Here is a 22,484-nt window from a genome sequence, read left to right as displayed (position 1 = left end):
GATAAGCGCCTTATTCAACGCTTACAACATCGCCCACACGGATGGGTCGCATTGTTTTTGTGATAATGGCATAGCTAACACGTTCTTCAGCTTTAAGTACCATTAGCTCGCCTACTTTTTCCTTAGGCATTGTCCATGTTCTATCATCAGAGTGGTTCTTATCATCAGAGCTAAATGCCCCCTCTACGTTAGACATGAACTTCTCATAAGTACTTGAGTCTTCTTTATACTTTGGACCTTCTCGACCATCAATTACAGTTGGTGACTGACGACGAATATCAAACATATGGCCCGCTTTCACTTCGTCAACAAAGCCTCGGTTCAATACCACGATGTCCATTTGACTGAACTCTCGAAGTTCGTTCGAAGAAGCGATGATTTCGCCATCGATATTTACATCCGGGCGACTCATGATGAATGTAGCAGGTAAGTTTTGCCCTTGGTTAACAGGCAACAGGAAATCCCCAGCGTTAATTTCGCGTTTAACACCATCAACAAAGATGGAAGCTGGAACGCCTTCCTCTACATTACCACTGCGAAACGCTTTTGCTGTTGCCACCAGCTTCACCTCATAACCAAGCAACTCTTCAGTTTGCGGGTCTGTATATGGGCGATTTTTATGGTAGATAGCATAGCTGCGGTTACGCTCAAGGTCGCCCTTAACGTAAAGAATGTGGCCCTGTGTAGAGCGTTTCACATTTTCGTTTGCACCTAACACATAAGGGGCAGCGTTGATTTCGTCTTCGCTAAGCGCTTGTTCATACGTTAAGAATGGACGCAGAAGCTCAAGCGATATCGTCGGAACTGCATCTCGTTTAAGCGTTTTACGGCCATGCGGAGACAGTTTTTGGTAGTTATCAGGTCGCTCACTCACCAGACGCGGGTTACCCTGAGCGTCATAGACGAGATAAAGCGTGTCACCAGGATAGATAAGGTGTGGATTGTCTACCTGCGGGTTCATTTGCCAAAGCTCTGGCCACAGCCAAGGCTTATCCAAATAAATAGCAGAGATATCCCACAACGTATCTCCCTTTTTAACTACGTATTGTTCCGGAGCGTCTTCTTTGACGGCTAAAACATCTGCTAAAGATGGAAAAGCGACCGTAAGAGCAAATACGGCAGCTGATAGCTGTTTAATCATTGTAATGAGCTTCCTAAAGCTTGTTTTATTATAATTATTACCTAATAACCTGTTAAAGGTGCACACGAATGGCTAAAATAAAAACATAACACAATACCAGATATATAGCACAATTTTTAATAAGGCAATTATGGCACTTTTAGAAGTACTTAGGTTCCCAGATGAACGTTTACGCACTGTTGCAAAGCCAGTTGAGCATGTTGACGACAGCGTTCGCAAAATTACTCAAGACATGTTAGAAACCATGTATGACGAAAATGGTATCGGTCTAGCGGCAACGCAAGTCGATATCCATCAACGCATAGTGGTGATAGATGTATCTGAGGAACGCGACGAACCAATCATCTTGATCAATCCTGAAATTACTCACAAAGATGGCTCAACGGTTAGCGAAGAAGGCTGCTTGTCTGTACCTCATTCGTATGCCAAGGTAGACCGCGCTGAAACAGTGACAGTGAAAGCCTTGAACGAAAAAGGTGAAGAATTTTCTTTAGACGCAGACGGCTTACTAGCAATTTGTATTCAGCACGAGCTTGATCACCTCATGGGCAAGCTATTCATCGATTACCTATCGCCATTAAAGCGCCAACGTATTCGTAAAAAGCTTGAGAAAGAAGCTCGCTTAGCAGCTAAAGCTTAAAGGGACTGATAGTGACTCATCCATTACGCATTGTATTTGCCGGTACTCCGGATTTTGCTGCGCGCCACTTGCAGGCTCTCATCGACTCTGAACATGAGATTGTTGGGGTATACAGCCAACCAGACCGCCCTGCTGGGCGAGGTAAAAAGCTCAAGGCTAGTGAAGTAAAAGAGCTTGCATTAGCCCATGACTTACCAGTTTTTCAGCCACAGACACTGAAAAGTGATGAAGCTCAGCAAACACTGGCTGAACTTAATGCTGACATCATGGTTGTGGTGGCATATGGCCTGTTATTACCCAAGAGCATTCTCGACACCCCGAAACTAGGCTGCATCAACGTACACGGCTCTATCTTGCCACGTTGGCGCGGTGCTGCGCCGATACAGCGCGCAATTTGGGCCGGTGATGATGAGACGGGTGTGACTATCATGCAAATGGATGAAGGTTTAGACACCGGCGACATGCTATCAATCAGCCGCTGCTCTATAAACTCGGACGAAACATCAACATCACTATACGCAAAACTGGCTGAGCTAGGCCCTAAATCGTTGGTAGAGACGCTCGCAAACATAGAGTCAATCACGCCACAAAAACAAGATGACAACCTTGCTAACTATGCGAAAAAACTATCTAAGCAAGAAGCACTATTGGATTGGCAACTAGATGCCGAGCAGCTTGAGCGTAACGTACGAGCGTTTAACCCTTGGCCCGTCAGCTACACTGAAATGGCTGGTAATACGGTTAAAGTGTGGCAAGCCCATGTAGAACAGCAAACCGGCATACCGGGTACTATTTTAAGCGCAGACAAATCGGGCATTGTGGTTGCGTGTGCCAAGGGTGCCTTGTGTATCACCCAGCTTCAGCCTCAGGGCAAAAAACCGATGTCAGCACAAGATTTCCTTAACGGCCGAGCTCAGTGGGTTGAAATTGGCTCTTCACTCGCTACTCAACCGGACAAAGACAATGAGTAATGTGCGCGCCCAAGCGGCGCACACGTTGTTTCACGTGGTAGATAAAGGCGTGTCGTTATCAACAGCTCTACCTCGATACAACCGTGATTTAAACCCTCAAGACAAAGCGCTAATGCAGCAAATGTGCTTCGGTGTACTGCGTTATTTACCGAGCCTAGAATTCTATTGCCAACAGCTTTTAGAACAGCCACTCAAGGGTAAAAATCGTGTTTTTCAGTTCCTTTTGTATGTTGGCTTGTATCAGCTCCAACACATGCGCGTACCCGAACATGCCGCAGTAGCAGAGACTGTAAACGCATTGAAATCAATGCGTGCACCAGGGCTCAAAGGGTTGGTTAATGCTGTTTTGCGCAACTTCCAACGCCATCAGTCAGTGCTTGAAGAGCAAGCCATGCAAATTGATGCCTGCAAATTTAATCACCCCGGCTGGCTTATCAAAAAGCTCAAGCGCGATTATCCAGATGTATGGGAAACGATTATTGATAATAATCAACAACAAGCCCCCATGTGGTTGCGAGCCAATAATCGCATAAACAGCCGAGAGCAGTACGCTGCGAAACTAACAGCCAAAGGCATTGATTTTTCATTGGACGATGGATGCGTTGATGCGATTCGCCTGACCAAAGCCATGGATGTATATGCGTTACCAGAATTTGAACGAGGCGCGTGTTCAGTTCAAGATGCCGCTGCCCAACAGGCAGCCAGATTGCTCGAACCACAAGATGGCGAGTACATTCTTGACGCTTGCGCCGCGCCTGGCGGTAAGACATGCCATATTTTAGAGTTAGCGGATGCTCGCGTTGTTGCACTTGATGCCGATGCGCAGCGTTTAGAGCGTGTTGAAGAAAATCTTGAGCGCATGAACTTACGCGCACAACTTAAATGTGCAAACGCTGAAGATGTAAATGACTGGCATGATGGCGAACAGTTTGACCGTGTATTACTTGATGTTCCTTGCTCAGCGACGGGTGTTATTCGCCGTCATCCTGATATAAAGTGGTTACGTCGAGGCACGGATATCGACGAGCTTGCGAAGCTACAAGCACAAATTTTAGATGCGATTTGGCCTTTGCTTAAACCCGGCGGCGTGATGTTATATGCCACCTGTTCTGTGCTAAGTGAAGAGAACCAACAGCAAATGAAAAGCTTTCTCGCCAAGTACGACGATGCGAAACATGTGCCACTAAATGAACATGATACTGTAGATAATCCTGGGTGGCAGATGTTGCCGGGGAACACTGACGGCTTTTACTACGCAAAAATAATAAAACAGTGATATTGCCATGAAAATTATCATCTTAGGCGCGGGCCAAGTAGGTGGAACATTAGCTGAAAACCTAGTTGGTGAGCAAAATGAGATCACCGTAGTCGACATCGATGGTGATCGCTTGCGCGAACTACAAGATAAGTACGACTTACAAGGGGTAAACGGACACAGTGCTCACCCCGATGTGCTGCGCAAAGCTGGCGCTGAAGATGCAGATATGATCATCGCTGTAACTAGCTCAGATGAAGTGAATATGGTCGCATGTCAGGTGGCTTACAGTATTTTTAATACGCCCACTAAAATTGCGCGTATTCGCTCTGAGCAATACTTAAGATATCGCCAACAACTCTTCCACAATGATGACTTGCCCGTTGATCACTACATCGCTCCTGAAGCCTTGGTAACCAAATATATTCGTCGTCTAATTGATTACCCTGGCGCGCTTCAAGTTTTACAATTTGCAGACGGGAAGTTATCGCTCGTTGCAGTAAAAGCTTACTACGGTGGTCTACTTGTTGGTTATGCGCTCTCTGCTCTCAAGGAACATATTCCTAACGTAGAAACCCGTGTTGCCGCCATTTATCGCCAAGGCAAAGCGATTAAGCCGCTGGGCACAACCGTCATAGAGGCGGACGATGAAGTGTTCTTCATTGCTGCTACCAAGCATATTCGTGCCGTTATGAGTGAGCTACAAAAGCTAGAGCGCTCATACAAGAAAATCATGATTGCAGGTGGTGGTAATATCGGCGCAGGTCTCGCTCGTTCTCTGGAGAAGAACCACAGTGTGAAGCTCCTCGAGCGCAACCCTAGCCGTGCAGAGCAACTGTCGGAAATGCTTGATGATACCGTAGTATTCTGTGGTGATGCGTCAGACCAAGAGTTACTCTCTGAAGAGCACATAGAACAAGTTGATGTATTTATCGCCGTTACCAATGACGATGAAGCGAACATCATGTCGGCGATGCTTGCAAAACGCATGGGCGCTCAAAAAACCATGGTATTAATCCAGCGCGGTGCCTATGTTGATTTGGTGCAAGGTGGTGAGATTGATATCGCCATATCGCCCCAACAGGCGACTATTTCTGCACTGCTGACCCATGTTCGTCGCGGCGATATCGTCAATGTGTACTCATTGCGAAAAGGTGCAGCGGAAGCCATTGAAGCGGTTGCTCATGGTGATGAAAACACCTCTAAAGTAGTCGGTCGCGCCATTGCTGACATCAAGCTACCGCCGGGAGCGACAATTGGAGCTATTGTACGTAACGAAGATGTGCTGATTGCTCATGATGACACGGTTATCCAAAGTGGAGACCACGTAATCATGTTCTTAATTGATAAGAAACACATTCACGTTGTCGAGAAGCTGTTCCAAGTAAGCGCAATGTTCTTATAATTAGGTGCTCTCGCGTTCGACACTCTAAGAGTGACCTGTATGGCGCTTGAAGTAAGTGCTTGTGATAAAAAGTCATCCTGACGTTTGGGCCCGGCTCGGGCATCCACGCCCTCGCGTTCGACACTCTAAGAGTGACGTTAAGTCACTCTTAGCCGCTAAAGCGACCGTGTCTCACCCACGCCAAAATGTTGGTGTGAACAGCACTAACAAAGTGAATATCTCCAAACGACCAAACACCATAGCCAAAGTCAAAATCCACTTTGCAGTATCGCTAATGTCACCATAGTGCGCTGCCACTTCGCCCAATCCTGGGCCCAAGTTGTTCAAGCACGCGGCTGTTGCAGAGAACGCTGTAATGTTATCTAGGCCTGTGCCCATCAAACTGATCATGATAATCACAAACACTAATGCATAGGCAGAGAAGAATCCCCACACAGCTTCTACCACTTTATCTGGTAGCGCTTTTCTGCCCAGCTTAATTGAGTAGATTGCCCGAGGGTGAACCAAACGGTTCAGCTCACGAATACCTTGAAGATAAAGTAAAAATACGCGAACAACCTTCATACCACCGCCTGTCGAGCCTGCACACCCACCAATAAAACTCGAGAATATAAGTAGGATTGGCAAAAACAGCGGCCATGCAGAGAAGTTGTCGGTGGCAAAACCTGCCGTGGTGCTAATAGACACTGCTTGGAACATAGCTTGATCTAAGGTTTCATCACCATTGGCGTAAATATTGTTGGATGAAAGCACTGCGAAGCAAATAATAATCAGTGCCGCTTGAATGAAAAAGAACGCTTTAAACTCCGGATCGCGCAAATATATCCTTGGGCTACGCGATGCTACAGCGGCATAATGCAGTGAGAAATTAATGGCCGCGATAAGCAAAAACACCACACAAATAATATTTATGATCGGGCTGTCAAAGTACCCCATAGAAGCATCGTAGGTAGAAAATCCACCTATTGCTATGGTTGAGAAAGCATGGCAAATGGCGTCAAACCAACTCATGCCCGCAACCCAATAGGCTAAAGTACACGCTAGCGTCAACGATACATAAATATACCAAAGGTGCTTGGCCGTATCGGCGATTCTTGGGGTCATTTTTGAGTCTTTAACCGGTCCAGGCGTTTCCGCTCGATATAACTGCATACCACCGACGCCAAGCATTGGCAGTACAGCAACAGCGAGTACGATGATCCCCATGCCGCCTAACCACTGCAATTGCTGGCGATAAAAAAGAACTGACTTGGGTAGATACTCAATACCGGTAAGAACGGTCGCACCCGTCGTCGTTAGACCAGAAAATGCTTCAAATACCGCATCGGCAAAAGACAATTTTGGTGCATCAAGAAAGATCAGCGGTAAGGATGCGAACGCCCCTAGAACCAGCCAAAACAAGACAACAATAAGGAACCCTTCACGCGCTTTAAGGTCGCCCCGCTCGTCACGGTTAGGATAGTAAGCAAACAAGCCCGCGATAACGCTAAAAACAAATGCGAGAATAAAAGGAAGGCCACCACCGTCTTTATAAATTAAAGAAACCAAAGCAGGCGGTATCATGGTGATACTAAATAAAGCCACCAATTGGCCGAGTATCTTTATTATCGTCCGATATTGCATCTAGCGCATCAACGTTGTTTTTGTATGCATGTTATTGTCTTACTGTTTTATTTTTAACTCAACAGTGCCGTGACTTAAATCAAAAATATCTTGTATGGCAGCTTTTGCTTGGCGCGCATCAATGCGAATATGCCATGCAATATGTCCACCATACTCCTTATCCACGCTCAAAACCTGATATTTCGAGTTAAGGCATTGTTCTATTTGCCCTTGTAGAGCATAGTCACTGTCGCCTGTTAACTCCACACTCGGCACTTTTATCTGAGTTTGTAATTGCACCAGCGCATTATTCAGTGTGCCGCCATAGGCACGCACGAGACCACCTGTGCCTAACTTTATACCACCGAAATAACGCGTTGTAACGGCACATATTTCACCAAGGCCACTGCCTTGCAAAACATTCAACATCGGTTTTCCAGCGGTGCCATTAGGCTCTCCATCATCAGAAAAACCATACACATGACTGCCTCCAGGAGCACCGGCCACATACGCCCAACAATTATGACGCGCGTCTGGATATTGGCGATTAATTTCACTGATAAATGCCTTGGCACTATCCACATCAGGAGTATGGGCAATGTGCACTATGAAGGTACTTTTTTTAATTTCTTCTTCGTAACTCAGAGGATGAGCAGGAAAGGCGTATTCAGACATAAAAATGATTAGATAAAGGCGAAGAGATTTCCTCTTCGCCGAAATAGTAAATTAATCGAGCGACAACTCTCGAGTCATGTTCTCAAGACTCTCTTCATGAACAATAATGTTGTCTTCGATGCGAATACCACCAAATGGTTTAAGCTCGGCAATCTTATCCCAGTTTAAGAACTGCTTATTATCAGTCGCCGCCAAATCACCGAGTAATGAATCGATGAAGTACAGACCTGGCTCAATAGTGAACACCTGATTCGCCTCAATTCTGCGTGTACAACGCAAGAATGGATGGCCCTCAGGTGGCGCTTGATGCGTACCTGTCTCGTCTGCCATAAACCCACCTACATCATGCACTTGCAAGCCAATGTGGTGACCTAAACCATGAGGGAAGAACGTTGAGGTAATCCCCTTTTCAACGATTTGCTCTGCTGGCAAGTTAACTATCTTAAAGTCGCTCAACACTTGCGCCACACGTTGGTGGCAATCTAGATGAAGTTCACCATAGAGCTTACCCGGAGCCAGTGAATTACAAAGTGCAATCTGGTGTTCAGTCATCACCTGGATCAGCTCGGCGAATTCCCCTTGACGAGCAAAGTCGTAAGTACGGGTAATGTCTGACGCATAGCCATTGAAGTTAGCACCAGCATCAATCAAGAATGAACGATGTTGCTGTGGCGCTCTCTTATCGAAATGCGTGTAGTGCAAAATAGCGCAGTTCTCATTCAGTGCAACGATATTGCCATACGGCGTATCATTCTCACTATGTTGTGTTGCCATCAAGTAAGCTTGCTGAATTTCAAACTCAGATTTACCGGCATAGAACGCATCGCGCGCGGCTTTGTGACCAGCAACGCCCAACTTGTTTGCTTCACGCATACACGCCAACTCATATTGCGTCTTATATGCACGATGATAGTGCAAGTAATTCATTACCGGCTCAGGGTTAATTTGTTCAAAACCAAGCGCCTGAGCAACTTCTAAATACTCACCAATATAAGCATAACGAGCCTTATCGTAAGGCAGCAGTTTTTCAACTTGATCAGGCTTAGTCAGCAACTCAATATCAAAATAATCTGCCCAATACTCATTTGGCTCATCTGGTACCTTGTGCCAGAAGTCCACTGGACGATAGAAAATTAACTTTGGCTTGTCTGCGCCATTAGCAACAATCCAACAATGGGGATTATCAATTACTGGCAACCACGCTTTAAACTGGGGATTCACCTTGAACGGATAGTACATATCATCAAGGAACTGGCGTTTAGCCTGCCCAGAATGAATAACGATTCCATCTAAGTTTTCGCGCTCAGTAATCTCGCGCGTTCGCTTTTGCAAGGTTGCAATATGTTCAGCGTATAACACCGCTAATGTATTCATGTATCACCCACTTTGCTAATAATTATCTGTCCAGTCTAACATAGCCGCCACTGCTGGGGCTAACCACCAATGCTCATATCCAATATCGGCGCCAATACATTGTCTTCTTTACCCTGTTTTGCCAAGTAAACTTGACGATAAGCATAGACATTTTTTACGTAATCTCGGGTTTCTCGGTATGGAATGAGCTCAATCCAGATTTCTGCGGGCATAGGCTGATCGGGTATCCATTTTTTCACCTTGTGATAACCAGCATTGTAAGACGCCGTTGCCAATATTTGGTTGCCTTTATTTTTGCCTTCTAGGTACTTCAGATACTTTGTTCCAAGATTGATATTCGTGCTTGGCTCATACAAACGCCGAGTCGCAATGGAACTGCGGTTCATGTATTTAGCGGTGCTCGGCAACAGCTGCATTAAACCTCGCGCATTGGCGCTAGAGCGCGCATCTCGCGCAAACGAACTTTCTCTGCGAGCAATTGCAATACTCCAATCAAAGTCGACTTTATTGCGTGAGCTGTATCGCTCAAACAAATCAACATAAGCATCAGGGAATCTCAAATCCACATAGTCCCACGCTTTCATTTGCGCGAGGGTAACAATAACGTGGTCATGCCACCCATATTCAGATGCCAATACCGAAGCCGCCAGCTTCTCAGCATTGCTCGAGGTATCAATAAGGTAATTCCACTCGCGACGCGCACTCGTGATCCTATCAAGCTCATAAAACGCATTCGCTCGTTTAAACCCAGGCGCAAGTTCTACCTTCTCTTTGAGGCCTGGAGGAAGCATTAAAGTTTGGCTATTTAAATTAACAGGCATGCCCAAACGAGCCGCAGCCAAGAAACCATAATAGTCACGCTCCTGCGCCAACTTTAGCCAGATATCATTGGCAAGCTGATTCTTATTTTGACGGAAATAACTGTATGCCAACCAATACTGATAACTGGATTTAAGCTTGCCTCTATTTCTTGGGGTAAAATAGGCGATAATTGCAGGCCAATCTTGCTCTCTAAGCATATTGGCAAGATGCCAACGCATGAGTTTGTCGTCATGCTGCTCGTATGGCACCTTATTAAGCCAAAAGCGTGCCTCATCATGTCGTTTAACAGCCAGTGCATAGGCAAATGCATAGTGCACAGAGTTTTGCTGCTGTTGTGAAAAGCTAAACATCTGCTCAAGCTTGTCCCACGCCCGCCGCGCTAAATCAGGATTTCGCCATAACAAACGCTTAATGCCGTATACAGCTATCTCTGCTTCTTCAGCAGATTTATTCTTATACCGATACAGCCCCGCGGCAGCACTGGGGTCACGCCTGATTGTAATGTATAAATCTGCAAGGTAGCGTTTGTCCTGCGGAAGCTGTGCCTGCAAGTAAGTCGCTAAACGATATTGACCTTCTTTAACGGCCAAATCAATGCGCTGCCATACCCGCTCAGGAGTTTGTCTTCCTGCCTTTTGCCAATGAGCAAAGAGCGTGTCACACGCTTTTGGCTGTGACTTACCTACCACCCAAATCTCATCAACTTGCGCTAGGATTGCTTCTTTTGGCACATCGCCCAACTGCCACTGATAATCTAGGTATAAACACTTAAGTTCTACATCTGAAGTCTGTGAATAGTTGGCAACAAATTGTTCCTTTTTGCCTTTTTTCGCCAAGTACTTCAACCACGCCTCTCTCACTGGCCATTCTAACGGGGTGTTTTGGTAGATCTGTAAAAACTGTTCTATTTCGGTTTGATACTTGATGTGTGGATAATTTTTATAAAAAGCGAGTTCAACATAGGGCTTCAACGGGTGGTCTAATTGGCTTGATAAGCGTTTAAACTCGCTGTAGTTACCCGAGCGTGCTACACGCTCAGCTTTTAAGAAGTCATCATTGTCGCTACTGGCAATAACGGCATTGCTAAATTGCAATAAGGAGGCGGCCAGCAAAGTATGAAAAAGTCGATTCATGCTAGTTCCAGTATTCATTAATCAATGTCCGACAGTGAAGAAGCCAATCAGGCTAAAAAGGCGCACTGTCGCAAATAAGTCTGTTACTCCTTACTAACTGTACTATATATGAGTAAGTTTTGAGCTGTAATAATCGCGTTAAAACATGTTTTGGTCGCATCTTAAACGGCAATGAATTTTAACCACATGTAAATTTTAACTTTAAATTTTCATTGCATTTTGTATGTAAAGACGCGACACTGATCGGACAACCAACTCATCGTACCAGTTTCATGTGAAACAAAGGGAGATACCCATGATATTTCAGAGCGATTCCTTTGTAGTTTCTTTTATAAAGGACCAAATTGCCGAGTTTAAGTTCACCGTACCAGGTTCAGTAAACAAACTTTCTCAGCAAACCCTCAGCGATTGCCATCAGGCAATTAAAGAATTAGCCCAACGTGATGACATCAAAGGTATGGTGTTCACTAGTGATAAAGATCACTTCATTGTTGGCGCTGATATTTTCGAATTTTTACCAACTTTCCAACGCCCAGAAGAAGAGTTAATTGGCTGGATAAAGAACGCCACCGATGTATTTGACGCACTTGAAGACTTACCTTTCCCAACAGTCAGTGCAATTAATGGCATGGCACTAGGTGGTGGCTGTGAGTGGGTGCTTGCAACAGACTTTCGCGTAGCAAGTGACAGTGCAAAAATTGGCTTGCCTGAGACCAAGCTAGGCATTATGCCGGGATTTGGTGGCACAGTACGCTTACCTCGTATTATTGGTGCTGATAATGCCATGACATGGATCACCACAGGCCAAGAAAACCGAGCTAATGATGCCCTCAAAGTAGGCGCTGTTGATGCTGTTGTCGCAGGTGAAAAATTAGTTGCTGCATGTGTTGGTATGCTCGAGCAAGCAATCGCTGGCAAGCTCGATTGGCAACAACGTCGTGCGCAAAAACAAGCGCCTCTGAAGATGAACAAAGTCGAGCAAGGCATGAGTTTTGCGATGGCTGAAGGTCTAGTAATGGGCAAGACCAAAGGTCATTACCCTGCACCAGTTATGGCGGTTAAAACCATTAAAGCAGCTGCAAACATGAGCCGTGACGAAGCCATGGCGCTGGAAAATGCTAACTTTGCAAAGCTTGCAAAAACCAAAGAAGCAGCTGCGCTTACCGGTATTTTCCTGAACGACCAATACATCAAAGGCAAAGCTAAAAAACTAGCTAAAAGCAGCGATACTAAAATCAATCAAGCCGCAGTGCTCGGTGCAGGTATCATGGGTGGCGGTATTGCCTATCAGTCTGCTTACAAAGGCACACCGATTATCATGAAAGACATCAACCAAGGTGCCCTTGATCTTGGTATGGGTGAAGCTGCGAAGTTGCTCGGCAAAAAAGTAAAACGCGGCCACATGAGCATGGATAAAATGGTGGGAGTGCTGGGCAAAATCAAACCGACACTCAATGATGCTGACGTTGCGCAAGCCGACATTATTGTTGAAGCAGTCGTAGAAAATCCAAATGTGAAGAAAGCCGTCCTAAGCGACCTTGAGAAATCAATGCCCGCAGGTACAGTGCTGACTTCGAACACCTCAACTATCCGCATTGATGAACTTGCTACAGCTCTGGATAAGCCAGAAAACTTCTGTGGTATGCACTTTTTCAACCCGGTTCCGCGTATGCCCCTTGTTGAAATCATTCGTGGTGAAAAAACCTCAGAGCAAACCATCAACGCTGTCGTGGACTATGCATTGAAACTTGGTAAGTCTCCAATCGTTGTTAATGATTGCCCGGGCTTCTTTGTGAACCGTGTATTGTTCCCTTATTTTGCTGGTTTCAGCAAAATGGTGAGTGAAGGCGTAAGCTTTAGCAAAATCGACAAGGTCATGGAGAACGTATTTGGCTGGCCAATGGGTCCTGCCTACCTACTAGATGTTGTTGGTATCGACACTGCATTCCATTGTACCGGAGTGATGGCTGAAGGTTTCCCTGAGCGTATGGCTCGCCAAGAAAAAGACCCAGTTACCATCATGGCCAACGCTGAACGTTTTGGTCAGAAAAATGGTAAAGGCTTCTACAGCTATGCACCAGATCGACGCGGTCGCTTGAAGAAGAGTCAAGATGCTGCGGCATTGGAGCTAATTGCACCTTTATTCGATGGTGAAAAAGAGCTAGATAAGCAAGAAATCATCGACCGCTGTATGGTACCGATGATCAATGAAGTACTACTTTGCTTACAAGAAAACATTGTCGCATCTGCACAAGAAGCAGATATGGCACTCGTATATGGTATTGGTTTCCCTCCATTTAGAGGCGGTGTATTCCGCTACCTAGACCAAATTGGTCTTGCAAACTTTGTGGCTACTGCCGATAAGTACGCGCACCTAGGTGCTATTTACCAAGTGTCTGACGAGACCCGTCAGTGGGCCGAACAAGGCCGTGTGTTTTATCAAGTGGAGGGACAATAATCATGAAAAACGTTGTCATCGTAGATTGTATTCGTACCCCGATGGGTCGTTCTAAAAATGGTGTATTCCGTCATAAGCGTGCTGAAGACTTAAGCGCGCACTTGATGAAAGGTCTTCTAGAGCGCAACCCTGCGGTTGATCCTGCATCAATTGACGACATTTATTGGGGATGTGTGCAACAGACACTTGAGCAAGGATTTAATGTTGGCCGCAACGCTGCGCTGCTAGCAGGTATTCCTCACACAGTTCCGGCTGTAACAGTAAACCGTTTATGTGGCTCGTCAATGCAAGCACTTCATGATGCCGCTCGCGCAATCATGACAGGTGCAGGCGACACTTACTTAATCGGTGGTGTGGAGCATATGGGTCACGTTCCAATGACTCATGGTAATGACTTCCACCCGGGCCTTGCAACGTCTGTAGCGCAAGCAGCTGGGGTGATGGGTTTAACAGCAGAATATCTTGCAACATTGCATGGTATTAGCCGTCAACAGCAAGATGAGTTCGGCGCACGTTCTCATCAGCGAGCTCATGCCGCAACCGTTGAAGGTCGATTTAAGAATGAAATTCTACCAATGGAAGGCCATGACGAAAATGGCGCACTCACCTTGGTTGAAGACGATGAAGTTATTCGTCCGGAAACGACGGTTGAGGGTCTATCGCAACTTCGCCCTGTATTTAACCCAGCATCGGGCAGCGTCACCGCGGGCACTTCATCTGCATTATCAGATGGTGCATCAGCAATGTTGGTAATGAGCGAAGATAAAGCGAACGAACTTGGCTTACCAATTCGCGCACGCGTTAAATCAATGGCTGTTGCTGGATGCGATCCATCAATCATGGGTTATGGTCCAGTCCCAGCAAGTAAGAAAGCGCTGCAAATGGCTGGTATCACCATTGATGACATTGATGTTGCAGAGCTGAATGAAGCCTTCGCAGCACAATCTTTACCCGTTCTTAAAGACCTTGGTCTGCTTGATAAAGTAGATGAGAAAGTGAATCTCAATGGTGGTGCAATCGCTCTGGGCCACCCTCTAGGTTGTTCGGGTTCTCGTATCAGCACGACGCTTATCAACATCATGGAAGAAAAAGACGCCAAATATGGCCTTGCTACCATGTGTATTGGTTTAGGTCAGGGTATCGCAACAGTATTTGAGCGCCCATAACCGCTCTATTCTTGGTGACAAAAAGGCGGGATGCACAACTGTGCCCTCGCCTTTTTTCTTGCTCAAAGTTTGGGTAAAATAGTCGTTTTACTAAGCAAGTAGTTTCTTATATGAGTTTTGATACAGCGGATCACGTTCTAGATGCCATTGGCCTGCGTTGCCCTGAACCGGTAATGATGGTGCGCGGCACCGTGCGCAAAATGAGCGAAGGCGAAACCTTGCTTATTACCGCAGATGACCCTTCCACGACCCGTGATATCCCGAGCTTTTGTCGCTTTATGGATCACACTCTTATCGCCCAACAAACGGCGCAACTGCCTTATCAATACTTGATCAAAAAAGGGCTTTAACAGCCCTCTTTTAGTTAACTTTATATTTGTTATTCAAACACTTGATTCACGGTTACCAGTGGTTTACTGAAGCGCGAAAAGTTAATTGATATTTTATACCAACCTTCCTCTGCTGGCGTAAAACTAAAGTAATTGTAAACGCTGTTACAGTCTGCTTGAACAGGCAAACCAATCTCCAACTGCTTATCCAAACCTTCATCAAGGTAGCCACAGTTATAGTTTTCGCTCCAATTGGCGTCAGCTATTTTAAATTCGTATGCCTTACCCGGCGTCGACAAATTGATTTTTGTCTCATAAATAGCAGGTGCTACTTTCTGCATTTGATACTCAGGCTGCGCATCCCACAATGAAAAGTCACCACGTAAATAAAGCGGCTTGTTCACCTCTTCAGCAGGCACGATATCATCAAGAGTTACGGTGCTCGAACACGCTCCTAAAAATAGAGTCGCTAGCGCGAGGGATAGTTTTGCTTTCATTATTGTTTTTCCAAAATTGGGGCAGTGATTACAGTCTAAAAAATTAGCGCTACGGCTTCAACGGAAAAAGCCAGCTTTATGCTGGCTTTTGTACTAAACATGATAAATGTTCATTACTTTTGCAATACCGAAATATCCGCAACTTGCAGGAATAACCCCTGCAATTGAGACAATAACGCTAAACGGTTACGTTTAATCGCTTCATCTTCAGCCATAACCATCACGTTATCGAAGAAGTCATCCACACTTTGACGAATATTTGCCAGTTCGCTCAATGCGTTTTGGTAATCACCCTGCTCATACAGTGGAGCTAATTTAGCTTGATACGCTGCAACCTGTTCAGCAAGGGCTTTCTCTGGCGCTTCGAGTAGCAAGCTTTGCTCAATAGCACCGGCTTCTTGCACATCATTCTTCGTTAAGATGTTACCTACACGCTTGTTCGCCGCCGCTAATGCTTCAGCTGGCTCCAATGTACGGAAGTGACTCACCGCTTTTACGCGTAAGTCGAAGTCCAATGGTTTTGATGGACGACGCGCAAGGACTGCTTGGATGACATCCACTTCGATACCTTGCTCTTGATACCACGTGCGAAAGCGCCCCAGTAAGAATTCGAATACTTCGTCAGCAACATTGTTGTTGCTCAGCTTATCACCGAATAACGCTTGCGCTTTTGCCACAATATCAAGCACATCTAGAGGAAGTTGCTTCTCGACCATGATACGCAAGGCACCGATGGCTGCACGTCGAAGTGCAAACGGGTCTTTGTCACCTTTTGGTGCCTGACCAATACCGAAAATTCCCACTAAGGTATCAAACTTATCAGCAAGCGCGACTGCACAGCTAATTTGTGAATGCGGTAAATCATCACCAGAGAAGCGTGGCATGTACTGTTCATTCATCGCGACAGCGACAGCCTCATCTTCGCCATCGTGACGCGCGTAGTGCATACCCATTACACCTTGAACGTCAGTGAATTCCATCACCATTTCGGTCATTAAGTCGGTTTTACTTAGCAAACCTGCGCGCTCAGCTAATGCTTTATCCGCACCTAATCGCTCAGCAATGTAACCCGATAATGCACTGATGCGCTCAGACTTGTCTTTGAGCGTACCAAGTTGCTTTTGGAATAACACCGTACCCAGTGACTCCAAACGGCTTCCCAACGTTTTCTTCTTATCTGTTTCGAAGAAGAACTGAGCATCCGCCAAACGTGGACGTACAACTTTTTCGTTACCCGCAATTACAACACTTGGCTCTTTACTTTCGATGTTTGAAACAAACAAGAATTTGTTTATTAGCTTGCCGTCTTGATCCAACAGAGGGAAGTACTTTTGGTCGTCCTTCATAGTATAAATCAGTGCTTCATCCGGTACCGCCAAGAAGCTTTCTTCAAATGACGCGGTTAAAGTAACTGGCCACTCTACCAATGACGTTACTTCTTCAAGCAAATCTTCATCCATAGCAACAACCGCACCTAATTTTGCTGCAGCAGCTTCAATTTGATTACGGATCATTGATTTACGGGTTTCATAGTCAGCAATAACGTACGCTTTCTTAAGTTGCTCAAGCGCTTCATTGGCGTTATTAATGGTGACTTTTTCTGGATGATGGAAACGGTGCCCCTGAAGCTGATTACTCACTTGCTTACCAAGGATTTCACCTGCAACCAATGTATCGCCATAAAATACGGTTGCAGTATGCACTGGGCGAATAAACTGCGTTTTATTCGCACCCCAACGCATTGGCTTAGGGATTGGTAACTTGCTCAGTGCAATGCTAATCGCATCAACGATGAGTGTCGTTACAGACTGGCCAGGTACATTGGCTTTGTGTAACAGCCATTCACCTTTATCTGTGACATGGCGACCAGCTTCACTTACATCAATACCACAGCCACGGGCCCAGCCCATCGCTGCTTTGGTTGGATTACCCTCTGCATCAAATGCAGCTTGTACCGCAGGACCACGTTTCTCGACAACTTTATCTTCTTGCTTCTCATCAAGCTGAAGCACCATCAATCCTAAGCGCCGAGGTGATGCATACCATTGTACGCCATCATGCGAGAGGCTTAGTTCTTCTAATTGTGCTTTCATGCCATCGGCAAATGCTTGAGCAAGCGTACGTAGTGACTTTGGTGGTAACTCTTCAGTACCAATTTCTACTAATAAATTTTGCTTTAACATACTAATTCTTAATCCTTACACAGCGGGAAACCAAGCGCTTCACGCGCCGCGTAGTAACTTTCTGCACAGGCTTTTGATAATGCACGTACACGTAAAATATAACGTTGACGCTCTGTTACAGAGATAGCATGGCGTGCATCAAGCAAGTTGAATGCATGTGATGCTTTCATCACTTGCTCGTATGCGGGAAGTGGCAAGTTTGCTTCAATCAGTTTCTGGCTTTCTTTTTCGCATTGATCAAACTGTTTGAATAAGGCGTCCACATCAGCGTATTCAAAGTTGTACTTAGATTGCTCTACTTCGTTCTGGTGGAATACATCGCCATAGGTCACTTTCCCCATTGGGCCATCAGTCCACACTAGGTCGTAAATGCTATCAACACCTTGAATGTACATGGCTAATCGCTCAAGACCGTAGGTGATTTCGCCGGTTACTGGTGCGCACTCTAAGCCACCAACCTGCTGGAAGTAGGTAAACTGCGTCACTTCCATACCATTAAGCCACACTTCCCAGCCAAGACCCCACGCACCCAGAGTTGGTGATTCCCAGTTATCTTCTACGAAGCGCACTTCATGCTTCAGGGTATCTATTCCCATAGCGGCCAAAGAGCCAAGATAAAGCTCTTGGATATTGTCTGGCGACGGTTTTAATACCACTTGGAATTGATAATAGTGCTGTAGGCGGTTTGGGTTTTCGCCGTAACGACCATCGGTTGGACGACGACATGGTTGAACGTAAGCGCTCGACATTGGTTCAGGACCCACAGCCTTTAAAAATGTCAGAGGGTGGAACGTGCCCGCGCCCACTTCTAAGTCGAGAGGCTGAGCAATGACACAGCCTTGTTGTGCCCAGTAATCCTGTAGCGCAAGGATCAGGCCTTGGAATGTTTGTAAGTCGTATTTTTGCATAATGACGTCAAATTCTGCTGCTAAGAGTGCGGTTTTATTGCGCACAGTATACCCGTTGCGTGTGCTTGTTTTAAGCAGTTTCTCACCTTTTGCCGGGCTTTACTGATCTTTTGGTTATAACTGCGATAAGCAATCCATACATACTTCTTACCCAAAACTAATACATAGTTCGTATTTTGATGTTCCTGTATTTGCTTTTTGTAGCATTTAGCCTAAATTGTAAATCTAGTGTTAATAATACGCTAATTCAATAATAACGATTATAAGGTTTATCCAATGAAAAAGACTCTCATCGCAACAGCGGTATTCGCTGCGTCAACGGGTATAGCAGTAGCAGAACCATCAGCAAGCAATGCTGGTTTGTCTCTTGAACTAGAAGCGGCAAATACCTGTATTGTTCGTTTTAATGACGACATCTCTAAATTTGACGTCGAAGGTAAAGCTCGCGGGATGCTTATGAAAGCGCAGGCCCAGGCTAAACACATCTACTCGAACTCTATCAAAGGTATGGCTGTTAATATGAGCTGCGATAAGGCGCGTTCAGTATTCGCTGCCGAGTCTGACATTATGCGCTTTACTAACGACGGCATTGCATACGCTTCGCCATCGGCACAAAAGGGTAAGCCAGGTGGCGGCGGAGGTAGTACAGGCCAAACTACCCCTTGGAGCGTTACGCGTGTTGGAGGGCCTGTTGATGGCTCCGGAAATACCGCCTGGATTTTGGACACTGGTATCGACCTTGAGCATGCTGATTTAAACGTTGATACTACCAACGGCTTCAGTGCATTCACCAGCGGCCGTAATGCAGGTATGCATGACAACAACGGCCACGGTACACACGTAGCGGGCACAATTGCGGCGCTTGATAACAGTATCGACGTTGTGGGTGTTGCTGCAGGTGCTACAGTTGTACCAGTTAAAGTGCTAGATGCGCGTGGCTCTGGAACTTGGTCTGGTGTATTAGCCGGTATCGACCATGTGGGTGCGAATGCTGCTTCAGGTGATTGTGCCAATATGAGCCTAGGTGGTGGCTTTAACCAAGAGCTGAATGATGCAGTAGAAGCAGCGTCACAAAACTCAGGAGCATTTTTTGTCGTAGCGGCAGGTAACGAAAGCCAAGATGCGAATAACGTATCTCCAGCGAGTGCTAATGGCCCTCGTGTATTCACCATTTCGGCAACTGATAGCAGCGATCGCTTTGCTAGCTTCAGTAACTACGGCAACCCACCAGTAGATTATGCGGCGCCAGGCGTAAGCATTTTATCGCTACGCTCAGGTGGCGGTACAACGACGATGTCTGGTACGTCAATGGCCTCTCCCGCAGCCTGTGCCGTTATTATGATGACCAATGGTAACCCAGGTACCAGTGGCACTGCGTCTGGTGATCCAGACGGGAATGCGGATGATATTATCCACCTGTAAGTTTCGTTGTGAACTAAAAACAAAAAAGCCCTCTAAATGAGGGCTTTTCTTATTGTGTAAGTAACTACTCACTATACATCTAAGTTCACTACTCTTAGAGCATTCTGCTCAATGAACTCACGACGAGGTTCTACCTGATCACCCATTAGAGTGGCAAATAGTTGGTCAGCAGCAATCGCATCTTCGATAGTTACGCGTAACATGCGACGCGCGTTAGGATCCATCGTTGTTTCCCATAACTGCTCAGGGTTCATCTCGCCTAGTCCTTTATAGCGTTGTGTATAAAGGCCTTTCTTAGAATCTGCAATTAGCCATTCTAGCGCTTCAACAAAGCTCGATACTGGTTGAGTTTTCTCGCCGCGCTGAACGTATGCACCTTCACCAATTAACTGACCAACTTTTTCAGCTGTCACACTAATACGCTGGTAGTCTTTCGATGTTAAGAAGTCATGATTTAATACATAAGCTCTATCAACACCGTGTTGACGAATGTTGACCATAGGGTAGTACAGTTTACGCTCCTCATCATACTGAGTATGTGCACTGTAAATAGCGGCATCTTCATCGCGCTTAACCAGGTCATCAACTAACTCTTGTGTCCACGCCTGAACCGTACCTTCATCACCCAGTTGCTCTTCGCTGATATGTGAACGATAGATTAGGCTGTGCATCATTGCCGATGGATATTTACGCGATAAACGCTCAATTACTTTCTCTGTGCTTTGGTAATCACGAACAATATTCTCAAGCGCATTGCCCTCAATAGCACTTCCACCTTCATTTGCATATAGCACAGAGCCGTTAAGTGCTAACGAAGTAAGGTATTCAACAAGCGCGTTATCATCTTTGATATAGCGCTCTTGCTTGCCTTTTTTAATCTTATAAAGCGGTGGCTGTGCGATGTAAACATAGCCTCGCTCAATAATTTCTGGCATTTGACGATAGAAGAAGGTCAATAGCAATGTACGAATATGCGAGCCATCGACGTCAGCATCGGTCATGATGATGATACGATGATAACGCAGCTTCTCTGGGTCATACTCGTCACGGCCAATACCGCAGCCAAGAGCGGTAATGAGTGTTGCTACTTCTTGAGAAGACAGCATTTTATCAAAGCGTGCTTTTTCTACGTTTAGAATCTTACCTTTAAGAGGTAAAATTGCTTGGTTCTTACGATTACGGCCTTGTTTCGCAGAACCACCCGCAGAGTCACCCTCCACTATGTATAGTTCAGATTCAGCAGGGTCTTTTTCCTGACAGTCAGCAAGCTTACCTGGTAAGCCAGCCAAGTCCATAGCACCTTTACGACGTGTCATTTCGCGCGCTTTACGTGCAGCTTCACGGGCACGGGCAGCATCAATAATTTTGCCAACGACTGTTTTCGCATCCACAGGATTTTCAAGTAAGAACTCACTGAGCTTTTCAGCCATTGCTTGCTCAACTGCAGACTTCACTTCACTTGATACCAGCTTGTCTTTAGTCTGAGAAGAGAACTTAGGATCTGGGACTTTAACACTTACAACCGCTGTTAGACCTTCACGTGCATCATCACCGGTCGCGTTACTTGTCGTTTTAGCTTTCTTATTAAAGCCTTCTTTTTCCATGTAGTTATTTAGCGTACGTGTTAATGCCGCACGGAATCCAGCTAGGTGCGTACCACCATCACGTTGTGGAATATTATTGGTAAAACAGAAAATATTCTCCTGAAATCCATCATTCCACTGCATCGATACTTCGACGCTGATGCCGTCTTCTTCTCGTTCATGAGTGAAATGGAATACGCTTTGATGTACTGGTGTCTTCTTACGGTTTAGATACTCAACAAATGCTTGAATACCCCCTTCGTATTTGAAGTGGTCTTTCTTATCTTCTTCACGCTCGTCAGATAAAATAATCGATACACCAGAGTTTAAGAATGAAAGCTCGCGCAAACGCTTAGCTAGAATATCGTAGTGGAAATTGGTATCACTAAACGTTTGACCACTCGGCCAAAAACGTATCTCTGTACCAGTTGAATCTGAGTCACCGATGGCTTCAAGAGGTGCATCCGGCTCACCCATTGAATATGTTTGTTTGTATAGTTTGCCACCGCGTCGAATTTCAAGCGCCAACTTTTCTGACAGTGCGTTTACAACCGAAACACCTACACCGTGTAGACCACCTGATACCTTATATGAGTTATCATCAAACTTACCGCCCGCATGAAGGACTGTCATGATAACTTCTGCCGCAGACACCCCTTCTTCAGGGTGCAATTCTGTTGGAATACCACGGCCGTTATCGCGCACAGATACCGAGCCATCGGTATGAATTGTGACGTAGATATCATCACAATGACCTGCTAACGCTTCATCGATTGAGTTATCTACAACCTCAAAAACCATATGATGTAAGCCGGTGCCATCATCGGTGTCACCAATGTACATTCCTGGTCTTTTTCGAACAGCGTCTAGTCCTTTGAGTACTTTAATACTGGATGAATCGTAATTTTCAGACATGGTTC

17 protein-coding genes are annotated in these 22,484 nt (G+C 45.7%); 8 read left to right on the top strand and 9 right to left on the bottom strand.

Going from position 1 to position 22,484, the window contains the following annotated elements; translation table 11 throughout:
• Nucleotides 1–10: 10 nt before the first annotated feature.
• Nucleotides 11–1,141 (bottom strand): LysM peptidoglycan-binding domain-containing protein, encoded by a 1,131-nt coding sequence (locus tag AAEU32_RS10945; protein ID WP_421970558.1) that lies wholly within the window; start codon nt 1,139–1,141, stop codon nt 11–13.
• A gap of 130 nt (nt 1,142–1,271) precedes the next feature.
• Here AAEU32_RS10945 and def point away from each other — a divergent pair, with 130 nt between their 5' ends.
• The 4 genes from def to trkA are packed head-to-tail and all read left to right on the top strand — an operon-like array spanning nt 1,272 to nt 5,412.
• Nucleotides 1,272–1,781, top strand: coding sequence for a peptide deformylase (def, locus tag AAEU32_RS10940; RefSeq protein WP_421970557.1), 510 nt, complete (start codon nt 1,272–1,274; stop codon nt 1,779–1,781).
• Nucleotides 1,782–1,792: 11 nt separating this feature from the next.
• Nucleotides 1,793–2,752, top strand: a complete 960-nt coding sequence (gene fmt, locus AAEU32_RS10935; protein WP_421970556.1) for a methionyl-tRNA formyltransferase — start codon at nt 1,793–1,795, stop codon at nt 2,750–2,752.
• Nucleotides 2,745–4,028: a 16S rRNA (cytosine(967)-C(5))-methyltransferase RsmB gene (gene rsmB, locus AAEU32_RS10930; RefSeq protein WP_421970555.1), complete on the top strand. Its 1,284-nt coding sequence runs from the start codon at nt 2,745–2,747 to the stop codon at nt 4,026–4,028. Before fmt ends, rsmB begins: the two co-directional genes overlap by 8 nt.
• Nucleotides 4,029–4,035: 7 nt before the next feature.
• Complete coding sequence (trkA, locus tag AAEU32_RS10925; protein ID WP_421970554.1) at nt 4,036–5,412, top strand: Trk system potassium transporter TrkA; 1,377 nt, start codon at nt 4,036–4,038, stop codon at nt 5,410–5,412.
• Nucleotides 5,413–5,583: 171 nt separating this feature from the next.
• On the opposite strand, the gene AAEU32_RS10920 is transcribed toward trkA, so the two are convergent.
• The 4 genes from AAEU32_RS10920 to AAEU32_RS10905 are packed head-to-tail and all read right to left on the bottom strand — an operon-like array spanning nt 5,584 to nt 11,018.
• Complete coding sequence (locus AAEU32_RS10920; protein ID WP_421970553.1) at nt 5,584–7,035, bottom strand: TrkH family potassium uptake protein; 1,452 nt, start codon at nt 7,033–7,035, stop codon at nt 5,584–5,586.
• 39 nt (nt 7,036–7,074) lie between these two features.
• Complete coding sequence (locus AAEU32_RS10915) at nt 7,075–7,689, bottom strand: YigZ family protein (RefSeq protein WP_421970552.1); 615 nt, start codon at nt 7,687–7,689, stop codon at nt 7,075–7,077.
• A gap of 51 nt (nt 7,690–7,740) precedes the next feature.
• Complete coding sequence (pepQ, locus tag AAEU32_RS10910) at nt 7,741–9,063, bottom strand: Xaa-Pro dipeptidase (protein ID WP_421970551.1); 1,323 nt, start codon at nt 9,061–9,063, stop codon at nt 7,741–7,743.
• 59 nt (nt 9,064–9,122) lie between these two features.
• Nucleotides 9,123–11,018 carry a transglycosylase SLT domain-containing protein gene (locus AAEU32_RS10905; protein ID WP_421970550.1) on the bottom strand — a complete coding sequence of 632 codons (1,896 nt, stop codon included), beginning with the start codon at nt 11,016–11,018 and terminating at the stop codon, nt 9,123–9,125.
• Between the two features lie 295 nt (nt 11,019–11,313).
• On the opposite strand from AAEU32_RS10905, the gene fadB reads away from it, so the two are divergent.
• From fadB to tusA, 3 genes are all read left to right on the top strand, one after another.
• Nucleotides 11,314–13,476 (top strand): fatty acid oxidation complex subunit alpha FadB, encoded by a 2,163-nt coding sequence (fadB, locus tag AAEU32_RS10900; RefSeq protein WP_421970549.1) that lies wholly within the window; start codon nt 11,314–11,316, stop codon nt 13,474–13,476.
• 2 nt (nt 13,477–13,478) lie between these two features.
• Complete coding sequence (gene fadA, locus AAEU32_RS10895; RefSeq protein WP_421970548.1) at nt 13,479–14,642, top strand: acetyl-CoA C-acyltransferase FadA; 1,164 nt, start codon at nt 13,479–13,481, stop codon at nt 14,640–14,642.
• Nucleotides 14,643–14,752: 110 nt separating this feature from the next.
• Nucleotides 14,753–14,992, top strand: a complete 240-nt coding sequence (tusA, locus tag AAEU32_RS10890) for a sulfurtransferase TusA (protein ID WP_421970547.1) — start codon at nt 14,753–14,755, stop codon at nt 14,990–14,992.
• Between the two features lie 29 nt (nt 14,993–15,021).
• Here tusA and AAEU32_RS10885 read toward each other — a convergent pair whose 3' ends face one another.
• The 3 genes from AAEU32_RS10885 to glyQ all read right to left on the bottom strand — a co-directional run bounded on the left by AAEU32_RS10885 (nt 15,022) and on the right by glyQ (nt 18,559).
• Nucleotides 15,022–15,468: an early set domain-containing protein gene (locus tag AAEU32_RS10885; RefSeq protein ID WP_421970546.1), complete on the bottom strand. Its 447-nt coding sequence runs from the start codon at nt 15,466–15,468 to the stop codon at nt 15,022–15,024.
• A gap of 113 nt (nt 15,469–15,581) precedes the next feature.
• The gene (gene glyS, locus AAEU32_RS10880) at nt 15,582–17,651 is read right to left on the bottom strand and encodes a glycine--tRNA ligase subunit beta (RefSeq protein WP_421970545.1); all 2,070 of its coding nucleotides are present in this window, start codon (nt 17,649–17,651) and stop codon (nt 15,582–15,584) included.
• 8 nt (nt 17,652–17,659) lie between these two features.
• A complete protein-coding gene (gene glyQ, locus AAEU32_RS10875) occupies nt 17,660–18,559 on the bottom strand; it encodes a glycine--tRNA ligase subunit alpha (RefSeq protein WP_105188756.1) in 900 nt (299 codons plus the stop codon).
• 276 nt (nt 18,560–18,835) lie between these two features.
• Between glyQ and AAEU32_RS10870 the strand changes: the two genes are divergently transcribed.
• Entirely contained in the window at nt 18,836–19,981 is a 1,146-nt protein-coding gene (locus AAEU32_RS10870; protein ID WP_421970544.1) for a S8 family serine peptidase, read from the top strand.
• Between the two features lie 71 nt (nt 19,982–20,052).
• Here the strand turns inward: AAEU32_RS10870 and gyrB are convergent, their stop codons facing one another.
• Complete coding sequence (gyrB, locus tag AAEU32_RS10865; protein ID WP_421970543.1) at nt 20,053–22,479, bottom strand: DNA topoisomerase (ATP-hydrolyzing) subunit B; 2,427 nt, start codon at nt 22,477–22,479, stop codon at nt 20,053–20,055.
• Nucleotides 22,480–22,484 lie beyond the last annotated feature (5 nt).

Origin of the sequence: Pseudoalteromonas maris (assembly GCF_049257235.1) — a bacterium.
GTDB lineage: Bacteria > Pseudomonadota > Gammaproteobacteria > Enterobacterales > Alteromonadaceae > Pseudoalteromonas.
Note: the sequence above shows the minus strand (reverse complement) of the source record. Positions and strands in the feature narration are given on the sequence as shown.